We start from the raw sequence: 20,495 nt of genomic DNA, 5'->3' as shown, positions 1-20,495 counted from the left end.
ACGCAAAAGCCAGACGGGACCGAATGCGCATCATCTTCATGGGGACGCCCGATTTCGCCGTGCCGACCCTCACCGAACTGGTCGGGCGCGGCCACGACGTCGCGGCGGTCTTCACCCGGCCTCCGGCGCCCGGCGGCCGGCGCGGCCTCGACCTCGTCCCCTCCCCGGTCCATGCGGTGGCGGAGCGGTTCGGCATTCCGGTCTTCACCCCGGCCAGTTTGCGCGGCGATGCGGCCGCGGCGCAGATGCGCGATTTCGGCGCCGATGTCGCGGTGGTCGTGGCCTATGGCCTGATCCTGCCGCAGGCGGTGCTGGACGCGCCCGCGCTCGGCTGCCTCAATCTTCATGCCTCGCTGCTGCCGCGCTGGCGCGGCGCCGCGCCGATCCAGCGCGCGGTGATGGCCGGCGATCCGGAGACCGGCGTCGCGGTGATGCGGATGGAAGCCGGACTCGATACCGGCCCGGTCGGGCTGATGGAGCGGATCGCGATCGGTCCGGACCAGAGCGCCGGCGACGTGCACGACGCCCTGATGGTGATCGGCGCCGATCTGATGGGCCGGGCGCTCGCGGCGCTGGAACGCGGCGGTCTCGACTTCAAGCCGCAGCCGGAGACCGGCATCCTCTATGCCCACAAGATCGGCAAGGACGAGGCGCGGATCGACTGGGCCCGGCCCGCCGCCGAGGTGCACAATCGGATCCGCGGCCTCGCGCCGTTTCCCGGCGCCTGGTTCGCTTTGGCGGACGGCACGCGCGTCAAGGTGCTGCGCGCGACCCTCGGAACGGGCGCCGGCGCGCCCGGCGAAATTCTGGATGACGGGCTCCTGATCGCCTGCGGCGACGGCGCCGTCCGGCTCGTCCAGGTGCAGCGCGCGGGCAAGCAGCCCATGGCGGCGGACGCGTTCCGGAACGGCGCGGCGCTGCCCGCCGGGTCCCGCCTCGGCTGAGGCGGCCGATGCCCCGCTACAAGCTCGTCATCGAATATGACGGCACGCCCTTCGCCGGCTGGCAGATGCAGGCCGGTCACGCGACCGTTCAGAGTGTGCTGACCGACGCGATCGAGCGCCTCTCGGGGGAACGCGTCGTGGTCGCCGGCGCCGGCCGGACGGATGCCGGCGTGCACGCGATCGGCCAGGTGGCCCATATCGATCTCACCCGCGACTGGCGGCCGGATACGGTACGCGACGGCCTCACCGCGCATCTGCGCCCCCACCCCGTCGCGGTGGTCGCGGCCGAACGGGCGGCGGCGGAGTTCGACGCGCGCTTCTCGGCGGTGAAGCGGCATTATCTCTACCGGCTGGTCAATCGCCGCGCCGATCTCACCCTCGACCGCGACCGGGCGTGGCGGGTGCCCCAGCCGCTCGATGCGGCGGCGATGCACGACGCCGCGCAGCGCCTGCTCGGCCGGCACGATTTCACGACCTTCCGCGCCGCCGAATGCCAGGCCGCGTCGCCGGTGAAGACCCTGGACCAGCTCGACGTCGAACGGCACGGCACGGAAATCCGCGTCACCGCCTCGGCCCGCTCCTTCCTGCATCATCAGGTCCGCTCCATGGTCGGCTCCCTGATGCGGGTCGGCGAAGGCCGGTGGAGTGCCGACGATCTCGAAGCCGCGCTCCACGCCTGCGACCGGGCGCGCTGCGGCCCCATGGCCCCCGCCGCCGGCCTCTATTTGAGTGCCGTCTCTTATTGACGTCACCCTGCGACATGCGGGCACAGGAACAAACGAGCCGGCTCAGGCTTGATCCCTCGCCAGCCTCTCCCCTCGGGGACGCTGGTCCGGTCGGGGGGGCGAAGCGACCTTCCGTAGGGAGACGGTGAGACGCCCTCCGGGCGCCCCTCGTCTCCACGTTCTGGGAAAGCGTTCCGGGAAAGAGTTCTGCCGCTCCGATCGGGAGCGGCCCTGAGGTGTGCGACATGGTTTTCGATTTCTCGTTCCTCGGCGGCGACCGGCGGCGTGCCGCGGCGATGGGTCCGGTGCAGGGCGATGTCGGCGGCGGCTATGTCGTGGCCCGCTGGGTCCGGTCGGCGCCATCGGCCTGGGTGTTCTTCGACGGCATCGAGACCGAGATCCGCTACGATGCCGGCCCCGCGCGGCTGATGCCCGGCGGCGCCTTCTTCCTCGACGAGGCCCGCACCTATCCGAGCCACGAGCAGGCCCGCGCCCAGGCCAGCCGCCTCAATGCCCTGGCCGCGGACGCCGACGGATCCTGGGTCGCCATCGCGGCGCGGCGGGTCGCGACCAGCCTCCAGGGCTTCATCCCGCTGATCGACCGCGTGCGCCCGAAATAGGCCGGGCGCCCTATCGCACGAAGCTCATCGGCCGGCCGGACACCGGGTGCGGGATGATCCCCATCGGCACGTCGTAGATCGTCTCGAGCGCGTCCGGATCCATGATGTCGTCCGGCCCGCCGCGCATCAGCAGCCGCCCGGCCCGCAGCGCCACGATGTCGTCGCAGAAGCGCGCCGCCATGTTCACGTCGTGCAGGACGACCACCACGCCGATCCCGCGCTCGTCGGCGAGGCGCTGGATCAGCGACAGCACCTCCATCTGATGGGCGACGTCGAGCGCCGAGATCGGCTCGTCGAGCAGCAGGCAGGCGGGGTCCTGCGCCACCAGCATGGCGATCCACACCCGCTGCCGCTCGCCGCCCGACAGCGTGTCCACGAGCCGGTCCCGGAATGGGAGGAGGCCGGTCAGCACCAATGCCTCCTCGACCTTAGCGCGGTCCTGCGCCGTGACCCGGCCGAGTGCGCCATGCCAGGGATAGCGGCCGAGGGCGACGAGTTCCCTGACCAGCAGGCCGGCGGCGGCGGGCGTCTGCTGCGGGAGATAGGCGACCTTGCGCGCGAAGGACCGGTGCCCCCACGCCGCGAGGGGCGTGCCGGCGAAGCGGATGGTGCCGCCCGTCAGCGGCTGCTGCCGCGCGAGAAGCTTGAGCAGGGTCGATTTGCCGGACCCGTTGTGCCCGATCAGGCCGACCACCCGCCGCGCCGGGATCTCCAGGGTGACCGGCTCCAGCAGGACGCGTCCGGGAATGGCATAGGTCGCGCCGTCGAGCGCGAACATCGGGGCACCAGGCGTCATGCTTTGCTCCGGAGGCGTCACGTGCGCTGCGCCCGCCGCCAGGCGGCCGGCGTCACCCCGGCGAGGCGGCGGAACGTCCGCGTGAAATGCGCCTGATCGGCGAAGCCCGCCGCCGCCGCGATCTCGGTCAAAGGCAGGTCCGGCCGGGCCAGCATCGCCTCGACCCGGCGCATGCGCGCCTTCATGTGCCACTGGTGCGGGGGAAGGCCGGTCGCCGCCTTGAAGGCGTGGCTGAAATAGGATTGCGACAGATCGGTCAGCTCCGCCAGTTCGCCGAGGCGGATGTTGCGCAGGCAATTCTCCTCGATGAAGGCCGTCACCCGGCGCAGCTGGCGCTCGGTCAGCGGCGTGCGCCGGGCCGGCGTCGCCCGGCCGAGCTGCAGCACGTCGATGAACAGCGCCATGACCAGGCTGTCGCCATAAAGATCGTGGCGTCCCGGCTCGCTGCATTCGGCGGCGATCAGCCGGGCGAGGGCCAGCAGCCGGTCGTCGGCAAAGCCCAGACGCGGCGTCGCCAGACGGTCGGGCGCAAGGTCCTCGCCCAGCCGCTCGCTCAAGGTCGCGACGTCGAAATGCAGATCGAGATGGCGCAGACGCAGCGGCTCGTCGATGCGCGACCAGAGCGGCATATGGGCCGGCACGAAGCTCATATGATGCGGCGTGGGGTGGGGCGACACATCCGTGCCATGGGCGGACAATTGCACATTGGTCGACCCGCCATGCCGCTCCAGCACGACGAACAGCCGCGCATCGTTCGAGACATAGTGCCCGCGCGCGCCGGCCGCGCAGCGCACGTGCCAGACATCGGCGACCACGCCGTTCCAGCGCCGCCAGCTCAATTCGTCGAGGACGGTGATGCCTTCCAGCCGCGACGTCATGCGGGGCTTGAACGTCATCGCGCGCACATTTCCGGCCGAAGCAGATCCGAAGATGAGTTTGAACTCCTATGAAGAGCGCCGCGCCCGGTGGCCAAGCGTCAAAGCTTCTGTCATGCAGCGCAATAACAAGCCAAAAAATATCAAAGCGCAAGAGGAACGGACAATCCCCTCGCAAAGGCCATTGGTATGAACGAACAACGCCACGTCTTCGGAAATGGCTATTAGATTTGAATTGTTCTTAACTAATGCAAGCGGCGGATGGATGACAGAATGACTGGATTGGCGCGCCGTCTAGGACGATCAGTGGTGCTGGCGGGCGCCGGCATCGGGGCGATCCTGGTGTCCGGGTCGGCCCGGGCGCAGCAGGCCGCGACGGCCATCGCGCTCGAACAGGTGAATGTCGAGGCGACCGCGACCCGGCAATCGCCGACCGGCCCGATCGACGGCTATGTCGCCCGCCAGACCCTCACCGGCTCGAAGACCGACACCCCGATCCTCGAAGTGCCGCAATCCATCTCGGTGGTGACCCGCGACCAGATGGACGCCCGCGCCGTGCAGAATGTCGGCCAGGCGCTCGACTACAGCGCCGGCGTGCTCGGCCAGCCTTTCGGCACCGATCCGCGCTTCGATGCGCCGATCATCCGCGGATTCTCCGCCGCCAACAGCCAGTATCTCAACGGGCTGAAGCTGATGCGCGACGCCGGCGCGGTGTCGATCGAGCCGTACGGCCTCGAGCGCGTCGACGTGCTGCGCGGCCCGGCCTCGGTGCTGTACGGACAGGGCAATCCTGGCGGCCTCATCAACATGATCAGCAAGCGTCCCGTCTGGGATCCGCTGGGCGAAGTCCAGGCCCAGGCGGGAACGTTCGGCCGCTATAGCGGCGCCTTCGATCTCGGCGGCGCCTTCGCCCCGGGGGCGGACGTCGCCTATCGCTTCACCGGACTGGTGCGCCAGGGCGGAACCCAGACCGATCAGGTCGACGACGACCGCTATTTCTTCGCCCCGGCCATCACCTGGAAGCCGAGCGACGATACCAGCTTCACCATTCTCGCCAATGTCCAGTACGACCAGTCCGGCACGCCCGTCGGACTGCCGGCGGCCTATACGGTCGGCCCGCCGGCGGAGAATCTGCTGTCGCGCAACCTGTTCCTCGGCGACCCGTCGTTCGATTCCTCGGACCGCACGCTGGCCAGCATCGGCTATGAATTCGAGCACCGGTTCAACGACGCCTGGCAGGTCCGCCAGAATGCGCGCTATCTGAAGCTCGACTGGGATTATCGCAGCCTCTATTTCAGCGGCCTGAGCACCACCGACCCCGCCATCGGGCAGCGCGGCACCTCGGTGAATGGCGAGGATCAGAACACCATCACCATCGACACCCAGATCCAGGGCGACGTCTCGACCGGCCCGATCAGCCACACCCTCCTGCTCGGCTTCGATTATCGCCACTTCAGCCAGAGCAACACGACCGAATTCGGCAGCGCGCCGCCGATCAACATCTTCTTCCCCGTCTACAACATGTCCATCCTCAACACGCCGACCTATGTCTCGCTGGTCGACGGGGTGCTCAGCCAAGCCGGCCTTTATGCCCAGGACCAGATGAAGCTGGGCAATTGGATGCTCACCGTCGGCCTCCGGCAGGACTGGGCCACGACCGATTCGACCACGCTGACGAGCTTCGGCAATACGGTGCAGAACCAGGACGACGAGGCGCTGACCGGCCGGGTCGGCCTCACCTATCTGTTCGACAATGGCGTCGCGCCTTATGTCAGCTATTCCACCTCGTTCGAGCCGGTGATCGGCAATATGCCGACCGCGCTCGGCGGCGCCCCGTTCCAGCCGTCCAAGGGCGAGCAATACGAACTCGGCGTCAAATACCAGCCGGTGGGCTGGAACGGCTTCTTCACCGCCGCGCTCTACGACCTCAAGCAGACCAACGTCCTGTCCTCGGAGCTGATCGGCGGCATCAGCTATCAGACCCAGACCGGCGAGGTCCAGGTGAAGGGCGTCGAGCTGTCGGCCACCACGAGCCTTGCCGACGGGCTCAACCTCATCGCCAATTACACCTATATGAATGCCGAGATCACGCAGGGCCTCAATGCCGGCAACCGGCCGGCCAACGTGCCGCAGAACATGGCCAATCTCTGGTTCGATTATACCGTGCCGAGCGGCCAGTTTGCCGGTTTCGGCGGCGGCGGCGGCGTGCGCTATGTCGGCGACCGCTATGCCCTCGACGACAACAGCATCCTGCTCGCCGCCGACACGCTGTTCGATGCCGCGATCCATTACGAGCGCGGCCCGTTCAAGGCCCAGCTCAACGTCAACAACATTTTCGACGAGACCTATGTGGCGAGCTGCGGCTTCTTCGGCTGCTATTACGGCGACGGACGGACCGTGGTCGCGACGGTCACCTACAAATGGTGAGCCTGGCGGCGGGGCGGCGATGACCCGTCTCACGCGGCGCGGCCTTCTCGCCGCCGCGGCGCTCGGGCTCGGGGTGCGCGGCGCCGGGTCCGAGGCGCCGCGCTTCGCCACGCTCGATTGGGCGCTGCTGGAAACCCTGCTCGCCATGGGCGTCACGCCGGTCGCGGCCGCCGAACTCGTTCTGTTCCGCGCCGTCGCGGTGGAGCCGCCGGTGCCGCCGCGCGTGGTGGATATCGGCCTGCGCGGCACGCCGAGCTTCGAGGCCCTGCGCCTCGCCCGGCCGAGCCTCATCTTCAGCTCGAATTATTATGCCGAGATGGAGCCGAAGCTGCGCCGCATCGCGCCGGTCGAGACGATCTCGGTCTATGCGCGCGGCGATCCGCCGTTCGCCCGCGCCGAGGACGCGGCGCGGCGCCTCGGCACCGCCACGGGACGCGAAGGCGCCGCGCGCGATCTCATCGCGGCGACCCATGCCGGGATCGAGCGCGCCCGCGACGACCTGAAACGGGTGGAGGACCGGCCGCTCATCGTCGTCAATCTCGGCGATGCCCGGCATTTCCGCGTGTTCGGCCCGGACAGCATGTTCGGCGAAGTTCTGGCCCGGCTCGGCCGCACCAATGCCTGGCGCGCGCGCACCTTCTATTCCGCCTCCGCGCCGATCGGCATCGAGGCGCTGGCGCGCTTTCCCGAGGCCTGGATCGTGGTGCTGCCGCCGGTGCCGCCGGATGCCCGGCGTCTCCTGCCGGAGAGCGCGATGTGGGCCGCGTTTCCGAGCGTGCAAGCGGGGCGCGTCCTCCAGCTCGGCGCGATGAATCCGTTCGGCGGGCTGCCGACGGCGCAGCGCTTCGCGCGCCTGTTGTCCGCCGCCCTGCTCGACCCCGCAGGGGCGCGTTTTGACTGATCCCGTCCCGGTCGCGTCCGCGTTCCGCCGCTCGCTGCCGGCCTGGGCGGGACTGTTCGCGCTGGGGTGCGCGCTGCTTCTGGCCGGCCTCGTCCGCCTGCCCCCGATCGACGGCGACCCCGCCACGGTGCGGCGTCTGCACGCCGCCATCCTCTGGCACAGCCTTCTGCCGCGGGCGGCCACCGCGCTCCTCGCCGGGGCGGCGCTCGGCCTCGCCGGGGCGCTGCTGCAGAGGGTGTTGCGCAATCCGATCGCCGATCCCTCGACCTTGGGCATCGCCTCGGGCGCGCAGCTCGCTTTGACGCTCGCGCTCGCCTTCGCGCCGGGGCTTCTCGCCGTCTCCCGCGAAGGCGTCGCCTTTGCCGGCGGGGTGGCGGCCGTGGCGCTCGTCCTCGCCATGAGCTGGCGGCGCGGGCTCGACCCGATCACGGTGGTGATCGCGGGCATGACCCTCTCGCTGATGGCGGCGGCGGCGAGTTCGGCGCTGATCCTGGCGCGGGGGGAATATGTGCTCTCCGTCTTCATCTGGGGCGCGGGATCGCTGCACCAGCAGAGCTGGCACGCCGCCCAGGCCCTCGCCGTGCAGCTCGCCCTCGGCGCGGCCGCCGCCGCCGCGCTGCTTCGCCCGCTCGCCGTTTTGTCCCTGGACGATGCCGGTGCGCACGGCCTCGGCGTCCGGCTTCATGCCATCCGGGCCATCGTGATCGGTGTCGCGGTAGGACTGGCCGCGAGTGTCATCGCGCAGGTCGGGATCATCGGCTTCGTCGGTCTCGCCGCGCCCGCGCTCGCCCGGGCGAGCGGCGCCCGCACCCAGGGCCAGATCCTGCTGGCCGCGCCGCTGATCGGCAGCCTGCTCGTGTGGCTGGCGGACGGACTGATCCAGGTCGCCGGCGGGGACCTCGTTCCGACCGGCGCCGCCATCGGCCTTCTCGGCGGCCCGCTTCTGCTCTGGATGTTGCCGAAACTGAAGCCGACGACGCCGGTCCTGGCGGCGGCGGCACCGATCCAAAGACTTCATGCGCCATGGCGCACCTTGGCGTTTCTGCTGGCGGGAGGCGTCTTTGTCGGCGCCGTGGTCCTCCTGGTCGGGCGCGACCTGGACGGGTGGGCGATCGCCGGCAGCCCGCTGCTCGCCGACCTCCTGCCGTTCCGTCTGCCGCGCATCGTCGCCGCCGCGAGCGCGGGGGCGCTGCTCGGCGCGGCGGGCGGCCTGATGCAGCGTCTGACCGGCAATCCGCTGGCGGGGCCGGAAGTCCTCGGCGTCGGCGCGGGGGCCGGCGTCGGCCTCGCCGCCGTCCTGCTCCTGGCGGACGCGCCCGGCACCGCCACCCTGATGGCCGGCAGCGCGGCGGGGGCGCTCGCCGCCCTCCTCGCGATCCTCCTGATCGGCCTGTGGACCGGCTTCGGCGCCGATCGCCTGCTGATGGCCGGCATTGCGCTCGGCTGCATGGGCCTCGCCGTGCTCTCGGCCGTGTTCGCGGCGGGCGGCTGGACCACCTTTCGCCTGCTGGTCTGGATGTCGGGCTCCACCGACAAGGTCGGTCCGCCGGAAGCGGTGGCGATGGCGCTGGCCGCGCTCGTTCTGCTCGCGCCTTTGCCGCTGCTCGCCCGCTGGATCGACATTCTGCCACTCGGCTCCGCGGTGAGCCGCGGCGTGGGACTGCCCCTCACCGCGGCCCGTCTGGCGCTCTGCGTCCTCGCGGCGCTCATGACGGCGGTCGCCACCTTCTTCGTCGGGCCGCTGAGCCTCGTCGGCCTCCTCGGGCCGCACCTCGCCCGGCTCCTGGGTTTTGCCGGCGGCACGGTGTTTCTCGCCGCCGCCGCGCTCATCGGCGCGAACGTGCTGATCCTGGCCGACTGGCTCGGCCGCACGCTCGCCTTTCCCTATCAGATCCCCGTCGGGCTGTTCGCCGCTTTGGTGGGCGGCCCCTATCTCATCTGGCTCCTGCAGCGCGGCCCCGCGCACCGAGGATGACGCGATGAATGCTCCCCTCCGGGCTTCTGCCCGCATTCCCCTCGCCGATCCCGCCGGCATGCTGGACACGCTGCGCGCCCGTTTCGCCCCGCACGCCCGCCTGACGGCGCTGGACGGCGGGGGCGCCGTTCTGGAAGGCCGACTCGGCCGCGTGGAGCTGCGTCCCGAACCCGGGAGCCTGCTGGTTCGTGTCGCGGGCGGGTCGGAGGCGCAGCTTTCGGTGCTGAAGATGGCGGTCGCCGAGCACGTGGCGGGCTGCGCCGGGACCGACCTCCCGTCCTTCGCCTGGCAGGGCCACGATGCCGGCCGGCGCGACATTCCTTATTTTCGCGAGATGACGGTGGTCGACGCCGCGACCATCACGCCGCGCATGCGCCGCGTGGTGCTGGCGGGCGATGCGGCGCATTTCGCCACCGGCGGCCTGCATGTCCGCGTCCTCATCCCGCCTGCAGGGCGCCCGCCGGTCTGGCCGCATTGCGCCTCCGACGGCCGGACCGTCTGGCCGAGCGGCGCGGATGGGCTGACGCCGCGCGTCTATACCGTGCGGGCGGTCGATCCGGACCGCGGCGAACTCGCCATCGACGTGGTGCTGCACGCCGGAACGGCACCGGGTTCGGATTGGGCGCGCACGGTCCGCCCCGGTGCCCGCGTCGGCCTGCTCGGCCCGGGCGGCGCGCTGCCGGAGGCGGCCGATTGGGTTCTCTTCGCCGGCGACGAGACCGCCCTTCCCGCCATCGCCCGCATGCTGCCACTGCTGCCCGCGACGGCGCAGGCCGTCGTGCGCATCGAGGTCGCCGATGCGGCGGAAGAGCAGCCCCTCGCCTCGCCCGCCCGGCTCGATCTGCGCTGGCTGCACCGCGGCGGCGCGCCCGCCGGCACCACCGATCTCCTCCTCCGAGCCGTCGCCGCGCTGGACTGGCCCGCCGACCGCGCCGCCGCCTCGGCCTGGATCGGCTGCGAGCAGGCCGCCGCCCGCGCCCTGCGCGCCCGCCTCGCGCAGGAAGGACTGCTCCGAACCCGCCAGACGGTTGCGGCCTATTGGCGGCTGGGCCATCAAGGCGTCGATCTCGCCGCTTGAGCTAATAAGTGTTTTAGATGCCCCTGCTCCGCCGTTTCTTCGCCTATTACGCCCCGTATAAATGGCTGTTTATCCTGGATTTTTCCTGCGCCATCGTGTCGGGGCTGCTGGAGCTCGGCTTCCCGATGGCGGTGAAGCTGTTCGTCGACCACTTGCTGCCGGCCCAGGATTGGGACCTCATCGTCCTCGCCGCCGCCGGGCTTCTCGTCATCTATCTCCTCAATACCGGACTGATGGCGGTGGTCACCTATTGGGGCCACATGCTCGGCATCAACATCGAAACCGAGATGCGGCGGCGCGCCTTCGACCATGTCCAGAAACTGTCTTTCTCCTTCTTCGACAACGAGAAAACCGGCCACCTCGTGGCCCGGCTGACCAAGAATCTGGAGGAGGTCGGCGAGGTCGCCCATCACGGGCCCGAGGACGTCTTCCTGGCCATCATGACCTTTATCGGCGCCTTTCTGCTGATGCTGACGGTCAATGTGCCGCTGGCGCTCATCACCGGGGCGATCGTCCCCCTGGTCGGATGGGCGACCAGCCATTACGGGCGGCATATGACGGAGAATTTCCGCGCCTTGTTCGGCCGGGTCGGGGCCTTCAATGCCCGTATCGAGGAGAATGTCGGCGGTATTCGCGTTGTTCAAGCCTTTGCCAATGAAGACCACGAGCGGGAATTGTTCGCGCGCGACAATGCGCTCTACAGAACGACGAAGCTCGCGGCCTACCGGATCATGGCCGCGAATGCTTCGCTCAACTATCTCGGCATGCGGCTGACCCAGGTGATCGTCATGGTGGCCGGGACCTGGTTCGTGATCCGGGGCGAGTTGAGCAATGGCGGCTTCGTCAGCTTTCTTCTTCTGGTGGGCGTGTTCTTCCGCCCCATCGAGAAGATCACCGCGGTGGTGGAGATTTACCCCAAGGGGATCGCCGGCTTCCGCTCCTATCTCGATTTCCTCGCCGTCGCCCCCGACATCGCCGACCGGCCCGGCGCCCAGGCGCTGGACGCGGTGGCCGGCGAAATCCGCTATGAGAAGGTGAGCTTCGCCTATGGCAGGGGCCAGCCCGTCCTGCGCGACATCGACCTGACCATCCGCGCCGGCGAGACGGTCGCCTTCGTCGGACCATCCGGGGCCGGCAAGACCACGATCTGTTCCCTTCTCCCGCGCTTTTACGAGCCGACCGCCGGCCGCATCACAATCGACGGCCACGACATCCGCGACGTGAGCCTGTCTTCGCTGCGCCGCCGGATCGGCATCGTGCAGCAGGACGTCTTCCTGTTCAGCGGCACGATCCGCGAGAACATCGCCTATGGCCGACTGGGCGCCAGCGACGCGGAGATCGGCGCCGCCGCCGGCCGGGCGCATCTGGAGGAGATGATCGCCGGCCTTCCGGCGGGCCTCGACACCCGGATCGGCGAGCGGGGGGTCAAGCTTTCGGGCGGCCAGAAGCAGCGGCTCGCCATCGCCCGCATGTTCTTGAAGGACCCGCCGATCCTGATCCTCGACGAGGCGACCTCCGCGCTCGACAGCGAGACGGAGCGCGAGATCCAGCGGTCGCTCGCCGCCTTGTCCGAAGGACGCACCAGCCTCGTCATCGCCCATCGCCTGTCGACGATCCGCAACGCGCACCGCATCGTGGTGGTGACGAAGGCCGGAATCGTCGAACAAGGCGGCCATCTCGATCTGCTGCAGCGGGGCGGCGTCTATTCCCGCCTCTACAGCACCCAGTTCGCGGACTGAGCGCGGCCACGGCCGGGGGGTGCGGACAGGCCGGGGGCGGCACCGTTGACAGGAGAATTTAATTCGACTGTATTAAATTCTCCTGTGCACGCCCGCGTGCCCGCCTCGTTGTGATCGGTGTTCCGCATGTCGCTTTTCGGCGCCTCCCCTGCCCGCCCCGGCGCGTTCGCTCCCGAATTCGCCGCATCGGCGCCCGGCATCGGCCCGGCGGCGAACATCGAGACGACATCGCTCGCGCCATTGCTGACCCCGCGCTCGGTCGCGATCGTGGGGGCATCCGGAACGCCCGGAAAGATCGGCGCGATCCCGGTCGCGATGCTGCGCGAATATGGGTTTCCCGGCGCGGTCTTCCCGGTCAACCCGAAGGCGGAGGAGATTTCCGGCTATCGCGCGGTCCCCGATATCGCGGCGATCCCCGAACCGGTGGATCTCGCCATCGTCGCGATCCCGGCCGCCGGCGTGCTTCACGCGCTCGAGGCCTGTGCCGCCCGCGGCACCCGTGCCGCCGTGGTGTTCAGCTCGGGCTTTGCCGAAATCGGCGCCGATGGCTTGGCCGCCCAAGCGGCCATGGCCGATCTCGCGCGCCGCACCGGCATGCGCATCCTCGGCCCCAACACCCTCGGCATCGCCAATATCGATGCCGGACTGGTGGCGAGCTTCTGCCCCTTCTTCCGGCCGCGCTTTCCCACGGGCGGGGCGATCGGCCTCGTCAGCCAGTCGGGCGCGTTCGGCGGCTATGTCGCGAACCTCGCCCAGGATCGCGGCCTGTCCTTCAGTTGCTGGATCACGACCGGCAACGAGGTGGATGTCGATGTGGCGGACGGCATCGCCTATCTCGCGGAGGATCCGCGGACCCGGGTGATCCTGGTTTACATGGAGGGCGCGCGGAGCGGCCCGCGGCTGATCGCGGCGCTGGAGCAGGCCCGCGCCGCAGGCAAGCCCGTCATCGCCCTGAAGGTGGGCCGCACCGCGATCGGCGCCGAGGCGGCCGCCTCGCATACCGCCTCGCTCGCCGGTTCGGACGCGGTCTATGACGCGGTGCTCGCCCAATACGGCGCCTACCGGGCACGCAGCGTCGCCGAATGGTTCGAGCTGGGCTACGCCTATGCCGTCGGGCGCAGCCCCAAGAACAAGACGATCGGCCTCATCACCGTCTCGGGGGGAGTCGGGGTGATGATGGCAGACGAGGCGGTGTCCGGAGGTCTCGATCCCGCGCCGCTCGGCCCGGAGGCCCAGGACCGAATCCGCGCGATCGTCCCCTTCGCCGGCACCCGAAATCCGGTCGACGTGACGGGCCAGATGATTGGCGATCTCGGCCGGTTCGCCGAGATGGTCGAGGTGGTGCTCGCCGAGCACGATTATGGCAGCATCGTCTGCTTCAATGCCGGCGCCGGGCATACCGACGAAAGCGGCCTTCGCATCCAGAAGGTCTGGCAGCAGGTTCGCGACCGTCACCCCGACGTTTATATCGCGATTTCGGGCGCCGTTACGCCAGCGGTCCGCCGCGCCTACGAGGCCTGCGGATGCCTAGTCTTCACCGAGCCGGACAGCGCCGTGCGGACCGCCGCGATCATGGCGCGGCTCTCCACGTCGCCTGATTTGAGGGCGCCACCGCCCGCCATGGCACAGCTCCCCCTCCCCGACACTGTCCTCGACGAACGCGGCGCCTTGCGGCTGCTCGGCATGGCCGGCCTGCCGGTGCCCGAGGCCCGCGCGGCCGCCGATCCGGAAGCCGCCGTCCAGGCGGCGCGGGAGATCGGCTTTCCCGTTGTCGTGAAGATCCTGTCTCCCGACATCCTCCACAAGACCGACATGGGCGGCGTGGCGCTCGATCTGCACTCCGAACAGGCCGTGCGGGACGCCGCCGCGCGCATCCTCGCCGCCGGCCGCGCCCATGCGCCGGACGCGCGGATCGAGGGCTGCCTCGTGGCGCCGATGATCGATACCCGCGACGGGGTGGAGACCATTCTCGGGGTGCAGGTCGACCCGATCTTCGGTCCGATCGTGATGTTCGGCCTCGGCGGCATCCTGGTCGAGCTGCTCCAGGACGTCGCGCTGCGGCGCGCGCCATTCGGCCCGGCGGAGGCCATCGACATGATCCGGCAGATCCGCGGCGCCGCGTTGCTCGACGGCGTGCGCGGCCGGCCGCCGGCCGATCTGGAGGCCCTCGCCCAGGCGCTGAGCGACCTGTCCCGCTTCGCCGCCGCCCATGCCGACCGGATCGAAAGCCTCGACATCAATCCGTTCCTGGTGCGCCCGCGCGGCGCGGGCGCCATCGCCCTCGACGCCGTGCTCACCCTGCGCGCGGGGGACCCGTCATGACCGCGCAAGCGAGCCTCATGTCCGCTCTGATCTGCCGCGCCTATGGCGATCCGCCGGCGCTCGCGCTCGCCGACATGCAGAAGCCGCGGCCGGGCGAGGGACAGGTGCTGATCGCGGTGGCGGCCGCGGGAATTTCCTATGTCGACGTGCTGATGGTGCGCAACCTCCATCAGAACAAGCATCCCCTGCCCTTTTCTCCGGGCATGGAGGTGGTCGGCCACGTCGCGGAATGCGGTCCGGGCGCGACGCATCTGCCGATCGGCACGCGGGTGGCGGCCCTGGTCTATGACGGCGGCCACGCCGCCTTCGCGGTGGCGAACGCGGCGGAGACATTCGTCCTGCCCGATGCGTGCGACACGCTGCGCACCGCGGCCTTGCTCTCGGTCGCGCTGACGGCGGAGATTTCGCTGGTGGAGCGCGGTGGCGTTCAAGCCGGAGAGACGGTCCTGGTCGGCGGCGCGGCCGGCGGCGTCGGGATGTGCGCGGTCCAGCTCGCCAAATGGCACGGCGCGCACGTCGTCGCGGCGGCCAGCGATGCGGCGCGGTGTGCCCTCGCGTGCGATGCCGGGGCGGACGCGGCTTTGACCTACGGCCCCGATTTCCGCGAGCGCTTCCAGGCTGCCGGCCGCGAGGCCGCCGATATCGTCATCGACCCGGTGGGCGGGGCGTTCGCCGAAGCGGCCGCCAATCTTTTGGACTGGGACGGACGCTATGTCATCGTCGGCTTCGCGGGCGGCACGGTTCCGACCTTTGCAGCCAATCGCCTCCTGGTGAAGAACCGCGCGGTTCTCGGCATGGTGCTCGGCCATTATCGCTGGCGCCGTCCGGATATTCTGCGCGGGGCGGCCGACCGCGTGCTGCGCGCGATCGCCGAGGGGGCGCTTTCCGGCCCCATCACGGTGGTCGAGGGCCTCGGCGCCGTCCCGGCGGAACTGGCGCGCATCGCCGACCGGCGGATGCTCGGCAAGGCCGTGGTGGCGCTGTGAACGCGGCGGCCGAACCCGTTCTCCTCGCCCGGCGCGATGCGGTCGCGGTTCTCACCCTCAATGCGCCCGACCGGCGCAACGCGCTGACCGGGCCGCTCCGCGAGGCCCTGCACGATCGCCTCGCCTCGGCCATGGCGGACGAGACGGTCCGCGCCATCGTCATGACCGGGGCCGCCGGCACGTTCTGCGCCGGGGGCGACGTCGCCGCCATGGAACCCGGCGCCGCTTTGCAGGGACGTGCCCGCGTCGAGCGGCTCCAGCGCATCGTCCGGCTCCTGGTGGGGGGCCCGAAAGTGGTGATCGCCGCCGTCGAAGGCCATGCGGCGGGTGCCGGCCTCGGGCTCGCGGCCGCGTGCGACGTGGTGGTCGCGGCGCATTCCGCGCGATTTACCAGCGCGTTCGGACGTATCGGCCTGATGCCGGACATGGGCGCACTCTGGACCCTCCCCTGGCGCATCGGCCTCGGGGCGACCCGCCGGCTGGTGTTCTGCGGCGAGACGCTGGACGGCACCGAAGCTGCGCGCATCGGCCTTGCGGATTTCACCTGCGATCCGGGCGCCGCGCTGGAGACCGCCTTGGACCGCGCGCGCGCCATCGCAGCCGGGCCGTCCGCAGCCTTCGCCCTGGCGAAGACGATGCTGGCGCGCCACCCCGTGGCGCTCGACGCCTTTTTGCCCTCGGAGGCAGACGGCCAGGGGCTGCTATTCGCGAGCGAGGATTTCGCCGAAGGCCGCACGGCCTTCCTCGAAAAGCGCACTCCCGTCTTCAAAGGCAGGTAACCGGACCGCCTCGCGCGCGATCAGCCCTCTTTCGCCGCCGCGCGCAGAAGTCGCTTCGCGATGTTGATCTGCTGGATCTGCGAGGTGCCCTCGAAGATGCGGAACAGGCGGACGTCGCGATAGAGCCGCGCCACCGCGCGCTCCTCCAGATAGCCCTGGCCGCCGAACATCTGCACCACGCGGTCCGCCACCCGGCACACCATCTCGCTGGCGAACAGCTTGGCGCAGGCGATTTCGCCGTGGGGGATCGGTCCCTGATCGAACTGGCGGGCGCAGTCGAGCACCAGGGCGCGGGCGGCGCTCACCTCCGCCTGGCTCTCGCCGAGCAGCACCTGGAGCGCCTGGAACTCCCCGATGAAGCTGCCGAACTGCTGACGCTGGTTGAGATAGCCGACCGCCTCCTCCATGAGGCGCATCGCCTGTCCCACACAGGTGGCGGCGACATGGGTGCGGGCATGGTTGATGCCGCGCAGCGCCATTTTCAGGCCGTTTCCTTCCCTGCCACCGAGCAGGGCCTCCGCCGGCACGCGGCACTGGTCGAGATGGACCTCGCCGACATGGGAACCGCGCTGCCCCATCATCCGGCTGTGGCGGGGCGTAACGAGACCGGGCGTGCCGCGCTCCACCAGGAAGCAGGACAGCCCCTCTCCCCCGCTCTCCTCCGGCCCGGTGCGGGCGATCACCAGAAACAGGTCGGCGTCGGGCGCATTGGTGATGTAGCGCTTGACGCCGGTAATGACGTAGTCCGACCCGTCGCGGACCGCGCGGGTGGCGACCGCGCCGGCGTCGCTGCCCGCTGCCTCCTCGGTGAGGCAGAACGCCCCCGTGACGATCCCGGCGGCCATGGCGGGAAGACAGCGCCGCCGCTGGTCGGGCGTCCCGTAATCGAGGATCACCTGCGAGGTCAGGCCGATCGTGGTGGAGAAGCGCGAGCGATAGACCGCCGACGCCTGGGTGAATTCCAGGGTCAGCAGCACCTGCTGCTCCATATTCCATCCCAGCCCGCCATAAGCGGCGGGCAGAGAAATGCCGAACAGTCCGAGGTCCCGCATCGCGGAGACGATCTCGGCCGGGATCGCGTCCTCGTCCTCGACGCGATCCTCGGCGGGGCGCAGCACCTCTCGGGAGAAGGCCCGGACCTTGGCAAGATAGGCAGGAAACTCGATCTGCCGCTGCGGCGCTGCACCGTGCATGTCACTGAACCTTGATGTTGGCCTGTTTGATCACCTCGGCCCAGGCGTCGCGATCCTTCTTCAGGAACGCCGCCAGGTCCGCCCGCGAGCCGGGCATCATGATGACGCCCATGGGCTTGAGCCGGGCCACGGTCTCCGGCTTGGCGAGGCCGGCCTGAAGCGCCGCGCTCAGGCAGGCGAGGGTCTTGTCCGGGGTCCCGGCGGGTGCGAGCACCGCGAGATAATTGACCACGTCGAAGCCGGGGCTCACCGTCTCGGCGACGGTCGGAACGTTGGGCAGCGCATCGGCCCGGCTGGTCCCGGTAATGGCGAGGGCCTTCAGGCGTCCCTCCTTCACCAGGGGCAGCGCCAAGGTCATGGTCAGCGCCATCATCTGCACCCGGTTGGCGAGCAGATCCTGCACCGCCTGCGGCTGTCCCTGATAGGGGACGTGCAGCATGTCGACGCCGATCTTCGCCTTCAGCATCTCGACCGCGAGATGGGGCGAGGACCCGGCGCCGGCCGACCCGAACGCGATCTTGCCGGGATTGGCTTTCGCATAGGCGATCAGGTCCTGCATCGTATTGGCCGGAAAATCCGCCGGGACGACGATGAGATTGGGCACGATGCCCACCATCCCGACGGGCGCGAAACTGGTCAGCGCGTCGAAGGGCAGCTTGGCATAGAGGCTCGGATTGATGGTGTGCGCGGCGCTCGCCATGATCAGCGTCCGGCCGTCGGGAGCGGCCCGCGCCACGGCGCCCGTACCGATATTGCTGCCTGCGCCGGGCTTGTTCTCGACGATGACGTTCTGGCCGATGCTGCCCCGCAGATCGTCCGCCACCACGCGGGCGATCAGGTCGACCACACCGCCCGGCGCATAGGGCACGACCAGGGTAACGGTGTCGGAGGTGCAGGCTTCGGCCGCTTTCGCCGCCTGCGGCAGTGCGATACTCATGGAGGCGACACCCAAGGCCAAAGCCGCCGCCAGGCCGGTGCCGCGCACTCCCCATCGAACCAATTCTCTGCGTCCCCACATGATCGCTTCCTCCCGACGGTACGTTTATTGGGCCGGCGCACGGCTGGTCCGGGCCGCCTGCGACAAAATTAATTCATGTGATTTAATTACACAACCCTCTCCTGCGCAGCCGGATCCGACGCGCCGAGGGGCGAGCCTGCGGGAATAAGGATGGAGAAGCCTTCAGCACCCGCCCGTCGCGGCCGTCCCCCCGGATCCAAGCGGGCCCCTGCGCGGGCGACGGAAGCCCTCGGCACCGAACCCGATCGCAACACGCGCGAACATCTGCTCGAGGTCGCCGAGCGGCTGTTCGCGTGCAACGGCATCGACGGCACCTCGATGCGGGAGATCAACCGCGCCGCGGATCAGCAGAATGCCTCGGCGATCCATTATTATTTCGGCTCGAAGGAGGCGCTCGTCACGGCCATCCTGGATCGCCGCATGTCGGTCGTGAATGCGGCCCGGCTCAGCGTGATCGACGCCTTGGAGGCGGAAGGCGCGGCGCGCGACCTGCGCCGCGTCACCGAGGCCTTCATCCTGCCGCTGGCAAGCCAGCTGAACGCCGGCGAGGGATCCAACAATTACATCCGCTTCCTCGCGCAATTCTACGCCAGCAACCAGTTCGACATCTGGGCCATCGCCAAGGACCGGAACGACAAGAGCCTGTCGCGTATCGTCACGCTGCTGCGCGCGATCCTTCCGCATTTGCCGCGCGCGCTGGTGCGCGACCGGGTCTCGATCGCGCTCAGGCAAGCGATCTATGCGCTGGCGGACTGGGAACGCGACTGCGCGGCCGGACGGCAGAACATCCGCCTCGACCGCGACGGCTTCATCGCCAATCTCGTCGACATGACCGAGGCCGCCCTCGCCGCACCGATGTCCGACCTCACCCGCCGCCTGACCGCCCCGCCACCCGGCGAGGCCTGAGGCAAGCCGCCTCTGCCTTGTTTGAAGGTTCGCTCAGTCTCGGCACCGACCTCGGACGCCGGTTGGCGCGGTGGGCCAAATCGAGCTTTCCGATGCTCCACCCATGCACGGGCACCGCCTCACACGGCGGGTCCGCGGGCCTCGATCAGAGCGCGGATGAAGGCGATGAAGGCGCGGGCGTGGGGCCGGGCGATCTGACGATGGGGGATCACCGCGTGAATTACCTTCGGCCTCAATTCGAGGTCCGGCAGGACGCGCCTCAATCGGCCCGCCGCGAGGTCCTCCGCGACGTGGAAATGATAGAAGCCGCCGATGCCGGCGCCGCCGAGGCAGGCCTGGCGGAGCAATTCCCCGCTGTCGGACAGCAGGCGGAATGGCACATTCACCGTTCGGTTGCCTGTGCCATCCTGCAGCGTCCAGCCTTCCGCAAGTTCGGAGAAGCGCCCGGACAAGCAATCGTGCCGCACCAGATCCTGCATCCGCTCCGGTACGCCGCGCCGCGCGCAATAATCGGGCGAGGCGCACAGGACGAGGCGGCATTGGCCGAGCACCGCATGGCTGAGCTTGGAGGTCGGTTCCGCGTCGAGCACGATCGCGACATCTATCCGGTTGCGAATGAGATCAGGCGTTGCGCTCGACACCAGGATGTCGACCGCGATTCCCGGGTGCTCGCACAGGAAGTGATGGATGTTGGGTCCGAGGATCGCATTCGAGAATGAGGGCGGGGCGGTAACACGCAAATGGCCGCTCAACGTCTTCTCGGCGATCATCACCTCGGCCGCGCTCTCGATCTGGGCGAGAATGGCGAGGCAGTGCTCGTAAAAGCGCGCGCCGCCGTCGGTGACGCTGACGCGCCGCGTCGTGCGGTGCATGAGGGCCACATTGAGGGCCGCTTCCAGCAATTGAACCTGCTTCGTCACCGTGGAAGGCGCGAGGCGCAATTGCCGGGCGGCAGAGGAAAAGTTCTGCGTCTCCACCACCGCCACGAAGCAGCGCAGCGACAGCACGCTCGCACCGTCGAGCATTCCGTGCGGGAGATTGCCCATAGAGGGGGGAGGTCCATTGTCGACGATCTGGAAATAGTATTTTCGGTTTATTCCAGATTATCAACACCTGTTGGCTGCACCATGATCGGTCCCAAGGTGGCAGGCAGCCCTCTCGGGCCTTGACCGCCAAGGGACTGAAACGCTCATGGATACAGCCTTGTCCGC

Annotated in this window: 17 protein-coding genes; 12 read left to right on the top strand and 5 right to left on the bottom strand. The window is 69.5% G+C overall.

The features are described from left to right. Positions 1 to 23: 23 nt before the first annotated feature. From fmt to EDC64_RS08355, 3 genes are all read left to right on the top strand, one after another. The gene (gene fmt, locus EDC64_RS08365; protein ID WP_132030834.1) at positions 24 to 944 is read left to right on the top strand and encodes a methionyl-tRNA formyltransferase; all 921 of its coding nucleotides are present in this window, start codon (positions 24 to 26) and stop codon (positions 942 to 944) included. A gap of 8 nt (positions 945 to 952) precedes the next feature. Then, positions 953 to 1,690: a tRNA pseudouridine(38-40) synthase TruA gene (gene truA / locus EDC64_RS08360; RefSeq protein WP_132030833.1), complete on the top strand. Its 738-nt coding sequence runs from the start codon at positions 953 to 955 to the stop codon at positions 1,688 to 1,690. Between the two features lie 224 nt (positions 1,691 to 1,914). Continuing rightward, a complete protein-coding gene (locus EDC64_RS08355; RefSeq protein ID WP_132030832.1) occupies positions 1,915 to 2,289 on the top strand; it encodes a hypothetical protein in 375 nt (124 codons plus the stop codon). Positions 2,290 to 2,299: 10 nt separating this feature from the next. On the opposite strand, the gene EDC64_RS08350 is transcribed toward EDC64_RS08355, so the two are convergent. Beyond that, positions 2,300 to 3,085 (bottom strand): ATP-binding cassette domain-containing protein, encoded by a 786-nt coding sequence (locus EDC64_RS08350; RefSeq protein WP_132030831.1) that lies wholly within the window; start codon positions 3,083 to 3,085, stop codon positions 2,300 to 2,302. 17 nt (positions 3,086 to 3,102) lie between these two features. Further along, positions 3,103 to 3,981, bottom strand: coding sequence for a helix-turn-helix transcriptional regulator (locus EDC64_RS08345; RefSeq protein ID WP_207915970.1), 879 nt, complete (start codon positions 3,979 to 3,981; stop codon positions 3,103 to 3,105). Between the two features lie 252 nt (positions 3,982 to 4,233). On the opposite strand from EDC64_RS08345, the gene EDC64_RS08340 reads away from it, so the two are divergent. The 8 genes from EDC64_RS08340 to EDC64_RS08305 all read left to right on the top strand — a co-directional run bounded on the left by EDC64_RS08340 (position 4,234) and on the right by EDC64_RS08305 (position 16,167). Next, on the top strand, positions 4,234 to 6,387 hold the full coding sequence (locus tag EDC64_RS08340; protein WP_132030830.1) for a TonB-dependent siderophore receptor: 2,154 nt from the start codon (positions 4,234 to 4,236) through the stop codon (positions 6,385 to 6,387). A 19-nt stretch (positions 6,388 to 6,406) separates the two neighbouring features. Continuing rightward, positions 6,407 to 7,288 (top strand): ABC transporter substrate-binding protein, encoded by an 882-nt coding sequence (locus EDC64_RS08335; protein ID WP_132030829.1) that lies wholly within the window; start codon positions 6,407 to 6,409, stop codon positions 7,286 to 7,288. Next, entirely contained in the window at positions 7,281 to 9,263 is a 1,983-nt protein-coding gene (gene fhuB / locus EDC64_RS08330; RefSeq protein WP_245504600.1) for a Fe(3+)-hydroxamate ABC transporter permease FhuB, read from the top strand. The genes EDC64_RS08335 and fhuB overlap by 8 nt, the downstream gene beginning before the upstream one ends. 4 nt (positions 9,264 to 9,267) lie before the next feature. Further along, positions 9,268 to 10,341 carry a siderophore-interacting protein gene (locus EDC64_RS08325; protein ID WP_132030828.1) on the top strand — a complete coding sequence of 358 codons (1,074 nt, stop codon included), beginning with the start codon at positions 9,268 to 9,270 and terminating at the stop codon, positions 10,339 to 10,341. A gap of 23 nt (positions 10,342 to 10,364) precedes the next feature. Further along, positions 10,365 to 12,080, top strand: a complete 1,716-nt coding sequence (locus tag EDC64_RS08320; protein ID WP_207915988.1) for an ABC transporter ATP-binding protein — start codon at positions 10,365 to 10,367, stop codon at positions 12,078 to 12,080. A 126-nt stretch (positions 12,081 to 12,206) separates the two neighbouring features. Further along, the gene (locus EDC64_RS08315; protein WP_132030826.1) at positions 12,207 to 14,402 is read left to right on the top strand and encodes an acetate--CoA ligase family protein; all 2,196 of its coding nucleotides are present in this window, start codon (positions 12,207 to 12,209) and stop codon (positions 14,400 to 14,402) included. After that, entirely contained in the window at positions 14,399 to 15,388 is a 990-nt protein-coding gene (locus tag EDC64_RS08310; protein WP_132030825.1) for a zinc-binding dehydrogenase, read from the top strand. Before EDC64_RS08315 ends, EDC64_RS08310 begins: the two co-directional genes overlap by 4 nt. After that, complete coding sequence (locus EDC64_RS08305) at positions 15,385 to 16,167, top strand: enoyl-CoA hydratase/isomerase family protein (protein ID WP_132030824.1); 783 nt, start codon at positions 15,385 to 15,387, stop codon at positions 16,165 to 16,167. The genes EDC64_RS08310 and EDC64_RS08305 overlap by 4 nt, the downstream gene beginning before the upstream one ends. A 20-nt stretch (positions 16,168 to 16,187) precedes the next feature. Here the strand turns inward: EDC64_RS08305 and EDC64_RS08300 are convergent, their stop codons facing one another. Further along, entirely contained in the window at positions 16,188 to 17,360 is a 1,173-nt protein-coding gene (locus EDC64_RS08300) for an acyl-CoA dehydrogenase family protein (protein WP_132030823.1), read from the bottom strand. Between the two features lies 1 nt (position 17,361). Continuing rightward, complete coding sequence (locus EDC64_RS08295; RefSeq protein WP_165933692.1) at positions 17,362 to 18,297, bottom strand: tripartite tricarboxylate transporter substrate binding protein; 936 nt, start codon at positions 18,295 to 18,297, stop codon at positions 17,362 to 17,364. Positions 18,298 to 18,528: 231 nt separating this feature from the next. Here EDC64_RS08295 and EDC64_RS08290 point away from each other — a divergent pair, with 231 nt between their 5' ends. After that, the gene (locus tag EDC64_RS08290) at positions 18,529 to 19,284 is read left to right on the top strand and encodes a TetR/AcrR family transcriptional regulator (RefSeq protein WP_132030821.1); all 756 of its coding nucleotides are present in this window, start codon (positions 18,529 to 18,531) and stop codon (positions 19,282 to 19,284) included. Positions 19,285 to 19,403: 119 nt separating this feature from the next. Here the strand turns inward: EDC64_RS08290 and EDC64_RS08285 are convergent, their stop codons facing one another. Next, entirely contained in the window at positions 19,404 to 20,330 is a 927-nt protein-coding gene (locus EDC64_RS08285) for a LysR family transcriptional regulator (protein WP_132030820.1), read from the bottom strand. Positions 20,331 to 20,495 lie beyond the last annotated feature (165 nt).

Origin of the sequence: Aquabacter spiritensis (genome assembly GCF_004346185.1) — a bacterium.
GTDB lineage: Bacteria > Pseudomonadota > Alphaproteobacteria > Rhizobiales > Xanthobacteraceae > Aquabacter > Aquabacter spiritensis.
Note: the sequence above shows the minus strand (reverse complement) of the source record. Positions and strands in the feature narration are given on the sequence as shown.